Source organism: Xylophilus sp. GW821-FHT01B05 (assembly GCA_038961845.1).
Lineage (GTDB): Bacteria > Pseudomonadota > Gammaproteobacteria > Burkholderiales > Burkholderiaceae_C > Xylophilus.
Genome location: CP152408.1, coordinates 423,602 through 437,302, shown reverse-complemented (window position 1 = coordinate 437,302; position 13,701 = coordinate 423,602). Strand labels below are relative to the sequence as shown.

The following is a 13,701-nucleotide window of genomic DNA, read 5'->3' as shown; positions in this document are numbered from 1 at the left end:
CAAGCTTGGCCGTGCCGCCCGGCAACCACCGTCGGACGCTGCCGCGACCTGGGTGCGTGCGGCGCCTACAACACCAGCCCATTTGGCCAAACATGCCTCTTACCCTTGCTACACAATGGCATAAAGCTATCAAATAAGTAGCGTCCAAAAGCCTTGCCAATCGCGCTTGCAGCGCTGGCAAGCGGCCCGGCTCCGCGGGTTTGTACGAGGCTTTCTGCCGTTGTTGCGCCACTTCAAAGCTGCTAGCATCAATTTACTTACCGGCCGACATGTAAAAAACAGCGGCACGGTTGCCCGACAACGAGGACGCGAGAGGAAGACAAATGCGGGGCCTGATGCAGTCCAAAGCGCTGCTGATCTCAAGCCTGGTGGAACATGCCGCCAGCCACCATGCGAGCGTGGAGATCGTGTCGCACGTCCACATGGGCAGCTGCGTGCGCACCACCTGGGGCGAGGTCGGCAGCCGGGCCCGGCGCGTGGCGTCGGCGCTGCAGGCGCGCGGCATCCAGCCCGGCGCCCGGGTGGCCACGCTGGCCTGGAACACGCACCGCCACCTGGAGCTGTACTACGCCGTGTCCGGCATGGGCGCGGTGCTGCACACGGTCAATCCGCGCCTGTTTCCCGAGCAGATCAGCTACATCATCAACCACGCGGCCGACGAGATGGTGTGCTTTGACCTGGGCTTTGCGCCGCTGCTGGAGCAGATCGCGCCGCAGCTGGCCTCGGTCAAGGCCTTTGTGGCGCTGTGCTCGCGCGCCGAGTTGCCGCAGCTGTCGCTGCCGGCGCCGCTGCTCTGCTACGAAGACCTGGTGGCTGAGGGCAGCGCCAGCTTTGCCTGGCCGGCCTTGGACGAGGACACGGCCTCTTCGCTTTGCTACACCTCGGGCACCACTGGCAACCCCAAGGGCGTGCTCTACAGCCACCGCTCCACCGTGCTGCACAGCTGGACCGCCTGCGCCGCCGACGGCCTGGGCCTGCGCGCCCGCGACAGCGTGCTGCTGGCCGTGCCCATGTTCCACGTCAATGCCTGGGGCATCCCTTATGCGGCGGCCATGTGCGGCGCCAAGCTGGTGCTGCCCGGGCCCGACCTGGGCGGCGAGCGCCTGTTCAATCTCATGCGCGACGAGGGCTGCACCTTCTCGCTGGGCGTGCCCACGGTGTGGCTGGGCTTCTTCCAGCATGCCGAAAAGCTCAGCGCCGAGGCCCGCGCCGCGCTGCGGCTGGAGCGCGTGGTGGTGGGCGGCTCGGCCGCGCCGCGCGCCATCATCGAGAAGTTCGAGCACCTGTTCGGCGCCTATGTAATCCAGGCCTGGGGCATGACCGAGACCAGCCCGCTGGCCACCATAGGCAACCTGCTGCCGCGCCACGAAGGCCTGCCGCTGGAGCAGCGCTTTGGCGTGCAGGCGCGCCAGGGCCGCGCCATCTTTGGCGTGGAGATCGCGGTGTTCGACGCCGACGGCCAGCGCCTGCCACCGGATGACCACCGCCCGGGCGAGTTGAAAGTGCGCGGCCCCTGGGTGGTGTCGGCCTACTACGGCCAGCAGCCGGGCACCGAGCTGGATGCGGACGGCTGGTTCGCCACCGGCGACGTGGCGCTGATAGACGCCGAAGGCTATGTGCAGATCACCGACCGCAGCAAGGACGTGATCAAGTCGGGCGGCGAATGGATCTCTTCCATCGACCTGGAAAACCTCGCCGTCGGCCACCCCAAGGTGAAAGAGGCCGCGGTCATTGGCGCCTACCACAGCAAGTGGCAGGAGCGCCCGCTGCTGGTGGTGGTGCCCAACGCCGGCCAGCAGGTGAGCGGCCCCGAGATCCTGGCCTTCATGCAGGACCGCGTGGCGCGCTGGTGGATGCCGGACGACGTGGTGTTTGTCGACGAGCTGCCGCACACGGCCACCGGCAAGCTCTTGAAGACCCGGCTGCGCGAGCAGTTCCGCAACCACCGGCTGCCCACTGACGTGCCTGAAGCCTAGGCACCTCGGCCGGGCGCCCGGCACCCTCCGTGACAACGACATGTTCCCCAAGGAGACAAGCATGCAACGCACACTTTCCGCCGCCTGCGCGGCCCTCATCCTGGCCTGCGGCGCTGCCAGCGCGCAGACGCCCATCAGCGACGACGTGGTCCGCATCGGCGTCATGGCCGACCAGACCGGGCCCTATTCGGGCAACGGCGGCCCGGGCTCCAGCCTGGCCGTGAAGATGGCGGTGGAGGACTTTGGCGGCAAGGTGCTGGGCAAGCCGGTCGAGGTACTGGTTGCCGATGACCAGAACAAGCCCGATGTCGGCCTGGGGATCGCCCGCAAGTGGCTGGACAACGAGAAGGTCGACACCATCGTCGGCGGCTCGGCCTCATCCATTGCGCTGGGCGTGTCATCGCTGATGAAGGAGCGCAAGAAGCCCTACCTGATCGCCGGCACCGTGAGCGCCGAGCTGACCAACAAGGCCTGCTCGCCGATGAACTTCCAGTTCCTCACCGACACCTATGCCCTGCCCAAGGCCGGCGTGGCGAGCCTGATGAAGCAGGGCATCAAGAGCTTCTACTTCATCACCGTGGACTACGCCTTTGGCCAGGCCTACCAGGACGACGCCACCAAGTTCATACAGGCCGGCGGCGGCAAGGTGCTGGGTGCCGTCAAGCACCCGCTGGGTGCCACCGACTTCTCTTCCTACCTGCTGCAGGCGCAGGCCAGCGGCGCGCAGGCCATCGTGATCCTGAACGCGGGGCTGGACCTGTCCAACGCGCTCAAGCAGGCGGCCGAGTACAAGCTGACCCGCAACGGCCAGACCGTGGCCGTGTTTGGCATGACCATCAACAGCGTGGCGGCCATGGGCCTGGACGTGGCCCAGGGCCTGCAGCTGACCATTCCCTTCTACTGGGACCGCGACGAGGCCTCGCGCGAATGGGCCAAGCGCTTCATGGCGCGCAACAAAGGCGTGGTGCCCACCTACATCCATGCCGGCGCCTACAGCGCCGCCTGGCACTACCTCAACGCCGTGAAGGCCGCCGGCACCGACGACGGCGCTGCGGTCGCGGCCAAGATGAAAGAGCTGCCGATCAACGACTTTTTCTCCAGGAACGTGAAAGTGCGCGAAGACGGCCAGGCCTTGCGCACGGTCTATGCCATACAGGTCAAGAAGCCGGCTGAGTCCAAATACCCGAACGACTACTACACCGTGCGTGCCGAAATCCCGCCCGAGCAGACCTGGCGCCCGCTGGCCGAGAGCAGCTGCGACTACATCAAGGCCAAGTAAACCGTGACGGGCAACCCCGCCTCTGCCGGCGTACCGGCCCGCCTGTTCGAGCCGGTGCGGCTGCGCAGCGTGACAGCGCGCAACCGCGTGGCCATCTCGCCCATGCAGCAGTATTCGTCCACCGAAGGCGGCCTGGCCAACGACTGGCACCTGGTGCACCTGGGGCGCTTTGCGCTGGGCGGCGCGGGCATCGTGTTTGTCGAATCCACTGCGGTGGAGCCGCGTGGCCGCAACACCCATGGCGACATCGGCCTGTGGGACGACGCCCAGATCGCACCGCTGCGCCGCGTGGCCGAGCTGCTGCGCAGCCAGGGCGCGGTGCCCGCCATCCAGCTGGGCCACACCGGCCGCAAGGGCGCGCTGCAGAAATGGTGGGAAGGCCACGGCCCGCTGAACCAGGCGGATGCCGCGCGCGGCGAAGGCCCGTGGCCGGTGGTGGGCCCCAGCGCCTTGCCGGTGGACACCGGTTGGCCACGGCCCGCCGCCTTGTCAGAAGGCGAAATCCAGGCACTGGTGCAGGCCTGGGCCCAGGCCGCGCGCCGCGCTGCGCAGGCCGGTTTTGAGCTGCTGGAGATCCACGGCGCACACGGCTACCTGATCCACCAGTTTCTATCGCCGGTAGCCAACCAGCGCAGCGACGCCTATGGCGGCAGCCCGCAGAAACGCCAGCGCTTTGCACTGGAGGTGGCCCGCGCGGTACGCGCCGAATGGCCGCAGCACCTGCCGCTGTCCTGGCGCATCTCGCTGCCCGACCTGGACGACGGCACACTGCCGATGGAAGAGATGATTGCCTTCGTCAACGCGCTGCGCGAGGCGGGTGTGGACGTGCTCGACTGCTCATCCGCCGCCGGCATCTCCAGCTACCCCAGCAACGGTGCCCGCGTGCCGCGCGGGCTGGACTTTCGGGCGCAGGACGCGGCCGAGATCCGGCGCCGCACCGGCATTGCCATCATGGCCGTGGGCTTTGTGATTGACCCACAGGCCGCGCAGGCGCTGGTGGCCGATGGCGCTGCCGACCTGGTGGCGCTGGGCCGCGAAGCCTTGTTCAACCCCAACTGGCCGGCCCACGCCGAGCAGTTGCTGCAGCCCGACCCCGACTACAGCCTGTGGCCGCGCCAGTACCGCTCCTGGCTGGTCAAGCGCGCGCCGCTGCTTGCTGCCGCACGCGCAGCAACGCCAGCCCACTGAGGAAGCAGACATGCAAATCGACATCCTGGCCCCGCAGCGCGACCTGCTCGGCGAATGCCCCTTGTGGGACGTGCGCAGCCAGTCGCTCTACTGGATCGACGGCCGCAGCCAGTTGGTGCGGCGCCTGCACCCGGCCAGCGGCGCCTATGCCGAGTGGGCGGCGCCGGCGCACATTGGCTCCATCGCGCTGTGCGAAAGCGGCCGGCTGCTGCTGGCGCTGGAGCACGACTTTCATTTGCTGGACACCAACACCGGCGCCCTCACCGCGCTGGGCGCAGGCGTGCAGCACCAGGCCGAGCAGATGCGCCTGAACGATGGCCGCACCGACCGCGCCGGCCGCTTCATCGTCGGCTCCATGACCATGGGCCGGCATGAGCCCGAGGGCGAGCTGTACCAGCTCACGCCCCAAGGCCAGGTGAACACTCTGGACCGCGGCATACAGCTGGCCAACGCCACCTGCTTCAGCCCGGACGGCCGCTGGCTCTACTTTGCCGACAGCATGGAGCGCAAGATCCGCCGCTACCCCTACGACCCGGCCACAGGCCAGGTCGGGCCGAGCGAAGTGCTGGTCGACACCGCGCCCTACGGTTCCGCGCCCGATGGCGCAACGGTCGATGCCGAAGGCTGCATCTGGGTGGCGCTGGTGCTGGTCGGGCAGCTCGCACGCTTCAGGCCCGACGGCACGCTGGAGCGCAGCATCCAGTTTGCCAAGGACAGCTACATCACCTGCCCCTGCTTTGGCGGGCCGGAGCTCGACACCATCTACCTGACCTCCATCCGCAACAGCGGCAACCTGCTGCGCTCAGATCACCCGGACGCAGGTGCCGTGTTCGTGGTGCGCGGCACCGGCGTGCGCGGCATAGCGGAGGCGCGCTTTGACGACCTTCGCCTTTCATCCCCCTCCAGCTCCCCAAAGGTTTCAGCATGACCCGGCGTTTCGAAGGCAAGGTAGCACTCATCACCGGCGGCGCACGCGGCATAGGCCGCGGCATCGCCCTGGCCATGGCGGCAGAGGGCGCCATCGTCGGCGTGCTGGACCGGTCGGAAGACCTGGCACAGGAGGTCGCCGCCGCCATAGTGGCCCAGGGCGGGCGCGCCATGGCCTTTGGCGGCGACGTGGCCCAGCGCGCCACCTTCAGCCACGCGGTGTCGGCCATGAAGGAGCAACACGGCCGCTTCGACGTGCTGGTCAACAACGCGATCTGGGTGCGCTACGGTGCTATCCAGGACATCACGCCCGAGATGCTGGAGCGCATGGTGGGCACCGGCTTCAACTCCATCGTCTGGGGCATACAGGTGGGCTCTGCGGCCATGGAGGCCGGCGGCAGCATCGTCAACATCGCCTCATCCGCCGCCTTTTTGGGCCTGCCCGAAGGCATGCTGTACTGCGGCGTGAAATCTGGCGTGCTGGGCCTGAGTCGTTCGGCCGCGGTGGACCTGGGCCCGCTCGGCATCCGCGTCAACTCGATCTGCCCGGGCTCGGTGGCGACCGAGGGCGTGAAGATCAACGTCGACCCCGAGAAGGCGGCGATCCGCATCGCCAAGACGCCGCTGAAGCGCCTGGGCACGGTGGAGGACATCGCGCGGGCCGCCTGCTTTTTGGCATCGGACGAGGCCAGCTTCATCACCGGCGAATCGCTGCTGGTGGACGGCGGCGTGACCCACGCCTTCCTCTAAAGCCGCAAGCCCCATGGACAACGCCCCCATCCTGGAAGCCCGCGGCCTGAGCCGGCAGTTCAGCGGCTTCTATGCCGTGAAAGACGTAGACCTGCGCGTGCGCCGGCATTCGGTGCATGCGCTGATAGGCCCCAACGGCGCCGGCAAGACCACCTGCTTCAACCTGCTCACCACCTTTTTGCGGCCCAGCGCCGGCCATGTGTTCTTCAACGGGCAAGACATCTCGCGCAGCGACCCGGCATCGGTTGCCATGGCCGGGCTGGTGCGCTCGTTCCAGATCTCGGCCGTGTTTGGCCAGATGACGGTGCTGGAGAACGTGCGCGTGGCGCTGCAGAAAAAGGCCGGCGGCAGCTTTGCCTTCTGGCGCAACGCACGCGTGCTGCAACGCCTGAACGAGCGCGCCATGGAGCTGCTCGGCCGCGTCGGCCTGGAGCGCTGGCGCGACACGCTGGCCGGCGAGCTGCCCTACGGCCGCAAGCGCGCGCTGGAGCTGGCCACCACGATCGCGCTGGAGCCCGAGATGATCCTGCTCGACGAGCCCATGGCCGGCCTGGGCCATGAAGACATCGCCCCGGTGATGGAGCTGATCCGCACCGTGGCCCAAGGCCGCACGGTGCTGATGGTGGAACACAACATGAAGGTGATCGCCGAGCTGTGCGACCGCGTCACCGTGCTGCAGGCCGGCCAGGTGCTGGCCGAGGGCAGCTATGACGAGGTCTCGCGCGATGCGCGGGTGATCGAGGCTTACGTTGGCGGGGCTGCCCATGGCTGATGCCAACACGCGCCCCATGCTGCAGGTGGCCGGCCTGCGCGCCTGGTACGGCGAGACCCTGGCGCTGCACCGCATCGACCTGGAAGTGCGCGAGGGCGAGGTGGTCTGCCTGCTGGGCCGCAACGGCGCCGGCAAGACCACCACGCTGCGCGCCATCGTCGGGCTGCTGGGCCGCCGCGAAGGGCAGATCCAGCTGCAAGGCAAAGCAACAGAGGGCCTGCCGCCCGAGGCCATCGCCAAACTGGGCGTGGCCTATTGCCCGGAAGAGCGCGGCATCTTCGCCAGCCTGACCACGGAAGAAAACCTGCTGCTGCCGCCCGTGCTACACCCGGGCGGGCTCAGCGTGGCCGAGATCTACCAGCTGTTTCCCAACCTGCAGCAGCGCCGCAAGAGCCCGGGCACGCGCCTGTCGGGCGGCGAGCAGCAGATGCTGGCCATTGCCCGCATCCTGCGCACGGGCGCCAAGCTGTTGCTGCTCGACGAGCCCACCGAAGGCCTGGCCCCGGTGATCGTCGAGAAGATCGGCCAGACGATAGGCCTGCTGCGCCAGCGCGGCTTCACGGTGCTGATGGTGGAGCAGAACTTCCGCTTTGCCTCGGCGCTGGCCGACCGCTTCTACGTCATCGAGGAAGGCCAGGTGGCCGGCCACTTCCGCCGTGACGAACTTGACACCCAGCGCGCCCAGGTCGAAGCCCTGCTGGGTCTTTGAACGCGCCCACAGGATTGTTATGGACAGCTTTTTCGGAATCCCCTGGGCGGCGCTGATCGGCCAGTTGATGGTGGGGCTGATCAACGGCTCTTTCTACGCGCTGATGAGCCTGGGCCTGTCGATCATCTTCGGCCTGCTGCATGTGGTGAACTTTGCGCACGGTGCCCAGTACATGCTGGGCGCCTTCGTCGCCTGGGGCCTGCTGGAGTACTTTGGCATCGGCTACTGGCCGGCACTGCTGATTGCACCGCTGGTGGTCGCCGCCTTTGGCCTGACGTTCGAGCGGCTGCTGCTGCGACGCCTGTATGCGCTGGACCATGTCTATGCACTGCTGCTGACCTTTGGCGTGGCGCTGCTGATGGAGGGCGGCTTTCGCCGGCAGTTCGGCGTCAGCGGCCAGCCCTATCCCAACCCGCTCAGTGGTGGGCTGGATGTGGGCGTGACATTTCTGCCGCTCTACCGCATCTGGGTGATCCTGGCGGCGCTGGCGGTATGCCTGGGCACCTGGTTCTTCATCGAGAAGACCAAGCTCGGCGCCTACCTGCGCGCGGCCAACGAGAACACGCCGCTGGTGCGCACCTTCGGCATCAACGTGCCACGCATGCTGATGCTGACCTACGGCCTGGGCGTGGGCCTGGCCGGTCTGAGCGGCGTGATGGCCGCCCCCATCTACCAGGTCAGCCCGCTGATGGGCTCCAACCTGATCATCGTGGTGTTCGCGGTGGTGGTGATCGGTGGCATGGGCTCGATCCTCGGCTCGATCGTCACCGGCTTCGGCCTGGGCGCGATCGAGGGACTGACCAAGCTGCTGTACCCGGACGGCGCGGGCGTCGTGATCTTCGTCGTGATGATCCTGGTGCTGGCCGTGCGCCCGCACGGGCTCTTCGGCCACGCCCACTAGGACACCTGCCATGCATTTCCTGAGCCCCCGCACCAACCTTGTCCTGCTGCTGCTCGCCATTGCGGCGGTGGCAGTCGCGCCCTTTGTGGCCTACCCGCTGTTCCTGATGAAGCTGATGTGCTTCGCGCTGCTGGCGGCATCCGTCAACCTGCTGGTCGGCTACATCGGACTGCTGTCCTTCGGGCATGCAATGTTCTACGGCGCCGCCGGCTATGTCACCGCGCATGCGGTCAAGGTCTGGGGCTGGGATGGGGCGGCCGGCATTCTGGCGGGCGTGGGCGTGGCCGCCGCCATAGGCTTGCTCACCGGCCTGCTGGCGATCCGGCGTCAGGGCATTTACTTCTCGATGATCACGCTGGCCTTCGCGCAACTGGTGTATTTCATTGCGCTGCGCATGCCTTTCACGGGCGGCGAAGACGGCATCCAGGACGTGCCGCGCCCCCTGGTGCTGGGCCTGATCCCGCTGCACAACGACATGGCGCTGTACTACTTTGTCGCCGTGATGGTGGGCCTGGGCTTCTGGCTGATCTACCGCGTGGTGCACTCGCCCTTCGGCCAGGTGCTGCGCGCCATCCGCGACAACGAGCCGCGCGCCCAGTCGCTCGGCTACCGCGTGCTGCGCTACAAGCTGCTGGCCTTTGTGCTGTCGGCCGCGCTCGCCGGCCTGGCGGGCTCGCTCAAGGTGCTGGTGTTCCAGCTGGCCACGCTCACCGACGTGCACTGGGCGACCTCGGGCGAGGCGCTGCTGATCTGCATCGTGGGCGGCATGCAGACGCTGCTGGGGCCGGTGATCGGGTCCATCGTCATCGTGTCGATGGAGAACTACCTTGCCTCTTTTGCCGAATGGGTGCTGATCATCCAGGGCGCCGTCTTCGTGCTGGTGGTGATGCTGTTCCGCAAGGGCATCGTCGGCCAGTTCTATGCCTATATCGCCAGCCGCAGGCCGGCGGCTTGAGGAGTTTCCCGATGCCCCATGACCTTCCCCCCAGCTGGCCCGCAACGCCCGGCCTGCTCGCCGGCCGGCTGGCACTGGTAACCGGCGCCGCCAGCGGCATAGGCCGCGCGATTGCCACGGCCTATGCCGAGGCCGGCGCGCGCGTGATCGTGACGGACATCAGCAGCGAGCGCTGCGCCGACACCCTGGCCGCCGTGCGCGCCGCTGGCGTCCAAGGCTGGGCCTACGCGCTCGATGTGTCGGATGCCGAGGCCTGCCTGGCGCTGGCCGCCGCGATGCAGGACACGGCTGGCGATATCGACACCCTGGTGAACAACGCCGGCGTCATCATCCGCGAAGGCATGGACAGCCCGCGCGCGCAAGAGAACCTGCACCGCACCATGGACGTGAACCTGTTCGGCGTGTTCAACACCGTCCACGCCTGGATGCCGGCGCTGCGGCGTACGCGCGGCTGCATCGTCAACATCGCCTCGGGCGCGGCCTTTATCGCCCAGGGCGGCGCGTTGGGCTACTCCGCCTCCAAGGCCGCGGTGAAGATGCTCACGCAGACCCTGGCGCTGGACCTGGCGCCCGACGGCATCCGCGTCAACGCGCTGGCCCCCGGCGTGATCGACACGCCCATGACCGAAGCCACCCGCACCGACCCGGCCCGCCTCGCCCGCTTCATGCAGCGCATCCCCGCCGGCCGCCTGGGCCAGCCGCACGAACTGGCCGGCCCGGCGGTGTTCCTGGCCTCGGGCCTGGCGAGCTTTGTGAACGGCGTGACCTTGCCGGTGGATGGCGGCACGCTGGCCGTCTAGAGCCTTCGCGGGCCGATCAATGGGCGATCAATCGGCCCAGGCGGCGCATCAGAAGCGGTGACGAATGGCCAGGGTCAGGCTGTTGACGTCCTTGCCGGGGGCTGCAGCCACCCCGCCGAGATAGCCATTGCCGCCCAGCAGATCCTGCGACGTGTTCTTGTTTTCAAGGTGCGTCAGAACGGCATTGAGGTCGGTGCGCTTGGACAGCTGATAGGTGTAGGCCGCGCCGTAGGAGTACCGATCGGCATTGAACGGCCGGCGGTCGTTCATGTTGTTGTAGGCCACGGCAACGCTGTGTACGCCGCTCGTGATGCGATAGCCGATCTGGAACAGGCGGGCGTCCTGCTTGAAGCCCTGGATGAAGGCGTTTTGCACCAGGCCCGCCACGGGGGCCGTCGCCGGGTTGGCCGCCAGGCTGGCAGCGATGGTCGAGAGATCGGTCGGGTTGTCGTCCTTGATGGCCGCATATTGACCGGACAGCGTGCCTGGCCCGACATCCACCGTGGCCCCGACGATGGCCGTGGTGAGCGACTTGGCGCCCAGTTCGTTGTTGCGCGTGTTGTATCCACCACCGAAGGAATAGCCGGCGCCCTTGTACATGGCCATGACGCCCATCAGCCGCCGGGCGCTCGTGTTGCCGGCCACCTCGCCAGCGGCATACATGGCAGTGGCGGAGAGGCCGCCCATCTGCAGTCCGTACTGGAGCGAGTTGCTGACCCGGATATCGAAGGACGCCGGAATCGCCACCAACTGCCCCAGAGCCAGGCTGGACTCGGTTTTCATCACGTCGAAATTGGCGGAGGCCAGGTAGCCCGGCGTGTACTGGCGGCCTGCCGTGAAGGCTCCGATCGGAGTGACCAGGCCCACGAACATCTGGCGGTCAAAAAAGCCGTTGTTCAGGTTGACGCCGACGGACGTGCCGATCTGCGCGGCCACGGCGGAGACCGCCGGCTGCAGCGCAGCGGGCAGGCCCAGCGAGGTGGCGGTGCTCAGGCGATCTGGCAGGCGGCCTCCGGAAATCGGCCGATTGCTGAGGGTGCCGGTGTCGGCCTCCAGGCGCGACTCCATCGTGAAGATGGCGCGATAGCCGCCGCCCAGGTCTTCGCTGCCCTTGAAGCCGAGGCGCGAGCCTTCCATGTTGCCGCTGGTCAGCTGGTTCACGCTGCCCCCAGGGGCGCCGCTAATGTGGTTGATGCCGAGGTCGAGCAGGCCGTAAATCGTGACACTGCTTGTGCCCAGCGTGGCCTGCGCCATCGCCGCGGACGACATGCAGGCGAGAACCACTACCGACAGCGCATGGATTTTTTTCATAACGTCTCCGAGTTGAGGGTGAAATGCACGGGCGTTCCAAAAAAGGAAGGAACCGTCTTTGCATCGGAGGTTAGTGGGTATGTTTCAGACGGTAAAGATGGGTGTTACCGAGCGTGATGCATTCGAGACAGGGGGAAACCCGGGCTGCGCGCGCGCCCACTCTTTGTTAGGAAGGTGCTTGCAATTTCCGAGGTACGAGGAAATGCGCAGGCGACCTGGGCAGGGAAAAGCTTGCAGACACAGCGCCGCTGCTGAGCAAATGGCCCAAGTGGCAAACGGTGCCCTGCCCGCTTCGCCAAATGAAGAAAAGCCTGACCGGCACGACATCAGCGTGCTGGATCAGGCCTTGAAAAATCAGATGCGAGAGGAACTGGGCCGCAACATCAGGCCGCAACGGCCTCTTGCGCGTACTCGAACACATAGTCCCGGTAGCCGCCCTGCACCGCTGCAGCGCAATATTCGCGGTACTTCTGGAAGCCGCCGGTGAAGAGCGTAAGCCCCTGCGGCTTGTCCTTGACGTTGGCGCCTACGTACCAGGTCTTGGCCTTGGTCAGCAGCGTGCGCTGGGACAGTGCGTAGACCAGGTCCATCCAGGCTTGCTCGGCCTGGGCTGTGGGCTCTATCGCCGCCAGGCCGTTCTTTTCCATGTGCACCATGGCGGCAGCGATCCAGTCGACATCGTGCTCGCTGATGCGGATGATGTTGGCCAGCGCGGCCGGGCCGTTGGGGCCGGTGGTCATGAAGAGGTTGGGGAAGCCTTCCATCATCAGGCCCAGGTGCGAGCGCGCGCCGTCCTTCCACTTGTCGTTCACCGTGCGGCCGTCGCGGCCGACCACGTCAAAGGCCAGCAGCGCGCCGGTCAGCCCGTCGTAGCCAGTGGCGAAGATGAGCACATCCAGCTCGACCTCGCCCGCCTGTGTGCGCACGCCGCGCTCGGTGATTTCCACCAGCGGGTCGGTGATGCAATCCATCAGGTGCACGTTGGGCCGGTTATAGGTCTCGTAGTAGCTGCTGTCCAGGCAGGGGCGGCGCGCAAAGATGGGGTAGCCGCGCGGCTTGAGCTTTTCTGCCGTGGCCGGGTCGCGCACGACTTGGCTGATCTTGCCGCGCACGAATTCGGCCACGTGCTCGTTGGCCTCGGCGTTGGTCATCAGGTCGGAGAAGGTGCCGAGCATGGCCAGGCCGCCGTTCTTCCAGGCGTCCTCCAGCAACTGCTGGCGCTGCTTTGGCGTCACGCTGAAGAAGGCGCGCGTGGACTGGGGCCGCACACCGCCGACCGCGCTGTTGCGCGCGGCCTCGCGGATGCCGGCGTAGTTGCGTTTGACATCTGCCACGTAGTCGGCGTCGAGCGCCTCATTGCGCATCGGCATGGTGAAGCTTGGCGTGCGCTGGAACACGAACAGTTCGCCCGCCTCCTTGCCCACCTCTTGCACGATCTGGATGCCGGTCGACCCGGTGCCGATCACGCCCACGCGCTTGCCGGCAAAGCTGACGGGTTCATGCGGCCAGCGGCCGGCGCGAAAGAGCTGGCCCTTGTAGCGCGCTATGCCGGGAAGCTCGGGGTCCTTCGGGATAGACAGCGGGCCGGTGGCCATGATGCAGTAGGTGGCCTCGTAGCGCTCGCCGCGATCGGTGGTCACCGTCCACAGCTTGCGCTCCTCGTCCCATACCGCGCTGGTCACGCGCGTGTTGAACTGGATGTGTTTGCGCAGGTCCAGCCGGTCAGCCACGAAGTTGATGTAGCGCAGCAACTCGGGCTGGGCCGCGAACTGCTCGGACCAGGTCCACTCCTGCTCGACCTCGGGCGAGAAAGAAAAGCTGTAGTCGATGCTGGGCAGATCGACGCGGGCGCCGGGGTAGCGGTTCCAGTACCAGACGCCGCCGCAGTCTCCACCCGCCTCGAAGCCCTGGATGCGCAGGCCCATCTCGCGAAAGCGGTAGACGGCACACATGCCGCCAAAGCCGGCGCCGACCACGACCACGTCGAGCCGCGTGGGTGGGGATGGCTGCCCCTTGAGTGTTTCAACCTTCATGTCTGTCTCCTTTGTCTGTTCTTACGCAAGCACAAAGGAATGATGCCCAGCGCCCCTCTGCGCATCAAGAAACGCAGCGTGATGCTGGCAAACATCACAT

At 67.0% G+C, this 13,701-nt stretch carries 12 protein-coding genes; 10 read left to right on the top strand and 2 right to left on the bottom strand.

Translation table 11 applies throughout. The features are described from left to right. Nucleotides 1–323: 323 nt before the first annotated feature. The 10 genes from AAFF27_02040 (at nt 324) to AAFF27_01995 (ending at nt 10,257) form a co-directional block, all read left to right on the top strand. A complete protein-coding gene (locus tag AAFF27_02040) occupies nt 324–1,976 on the top strand; it encodes a long-chain-fatty-acid--CoA ligase (GenBank protein ID XAH23992.1) in 1,653 nt (550 codons plus the stop codon). Nucleotides 1,977–2,037: 61 nt separating this feature from the next. Then, the gene (locus AAFF27_02035; protein ID XAH23991.1) at nt 2,038–3,255 is read left to right on the top strand and encodes an ABC transporter substrate-binding protein; all 1,218 of its coding nucleotides are present in this window, start codon (nt 2,038–2,040) and stop codon (nt 3,253–3,255) included. Nucleotides 3,256–3,258: 3 nt separating this feature from the next. Further along, nucleotides 3,259–4,443 (top strand): NADH:flavin oxidoreductase/NADH oxidase, encoded by a 1,185-nt coding sequence (locus AAFF27_02030; GenBank protein ID XAH23990.1) that lies wholly within the window; start codon nt 3,259–3,261, stop codon nt 4,441–4,443. A 10-nt stretch (nt 4,444–4,453) separates the two neighbouring features. Next, nucleotides 4,454–5,371 carry an SMP-30/gluconolactonase/LRE family protein gene (locus tag AAFF27_02025; GenBank protein ID XAH23989.1) on the top strand — a complete coding sequence of 306 codons (918 nt, stop codon included), beginning with the start codon at nt 4,454–4,456 and terminating at the stop codon, nt 5,369–5,371. Continuing rightward, nucleotides 5,368–6,120: a glucose 1-dehydrogenase gene (locus tag AAFF27_02020; protein ID XAH23988.1), complete on the top strand. Its 753-nt coding sequence runs from the start codon at nt 5,368–5,370 to the stop codon at nt 6,118–6,120. The genes AAFF27_02025 and AAFF27_02020 overlap by 4 nt, the downstream gene beginning before the upstream one ends. A 13-nt stretch (nt 6,121–6,133) precedes the next feature. Beyond that, a complete protein-coding gene (locus AAFF27_02015) occupies nt 6,134–6,892 on the top strand; it encodes an ABC transporter ATP-binding protein (protein XAH23987.1) in 759 nt (252 codons plus the stop codon). After that, nucleotides 6,885–7,601: an ABC transporter ATP-binding protein gene (locus AAFF27_02010; GenBank protein XAH23986.1), complete on the top strand. Its 717-nt coding sequence runs from the start codon at nt 6,885–6,887 to the stop codon at nt 7,599–7,601. The genes AAFF27_02015 and AAFF27_02010 overlap by 8 nt, the downstream gene beginning before the upstream one ends. 19 nt (nt 7,602–7,620) lie before the next feature. Next, on the top strand, nt 7,621–8,502 hold the full coding sequence (locus AAFF27_02005) for a branched-chain amino acid ABC transporter permease (protein ID XAH23985.1): 882 nt from the start codon (nt 7,621–7,623) through the stop codon (nt 8,500–8,502). Between the two features lie 10 nt (nt 8,503–8,512). After that, nucleotides 8,513–9,457: a branched-chain amino acid ABC transporter permease gene (locus tag AAFF27_02000; GenBank protein ID XAH23984.1), complete on the top strand. Its 945-nt coding sequence runs from the start codon at nt 8,513–8,515 to the stop codon at nt 9,455–9,457. Between the two features lie 11 nt (nt 9,458–9,468). Further along, entirely contained in the window at nt 9,469–10,257 is a 789-nt protein-coding gene (locus tag AAFF27_01995) for a glucose 1-dehydrogenase (GenBank protein XAH23983.1), read from the top strand. 48 nt (nt 10,258–10,305) lie between these two features. Here AAFF27_01995 and AAFF27_01990 read toward each other — a convergent pair whose 3' ends face one another. Both AAFF27_01990 and AAFF27_01985 read right to left on the bottom strand, forming a co-directional pair. Next, on the bottom strand, nt 10,306–11,568 hold the full coding sequence (locus tag AAFF27_01990) for a porin (protein XAH23982.1): 1,263 nt from the start codon (nt 11,566–11,568) through the stop codon (nt 10,306–10,308). Nucleotides 11,569–11,951: 383 nt separating this feature from the next. Continuing rightward, the gene (locus AAFF27_01985; GenBank protein ID XAH23981.1) at nt 11,952–13,601 is read right to left on the bottom strand and encodes an NAD(P)/FAD-dependent oxidoreductase; all 1,650 of its coding nucleotides are present in this window, start codon (nt 13,599–13,601) and stop codon (nt 11,952–11,954) included. Nucleotides 13,602–13,701: the final 100 nt, after the last annotated feature.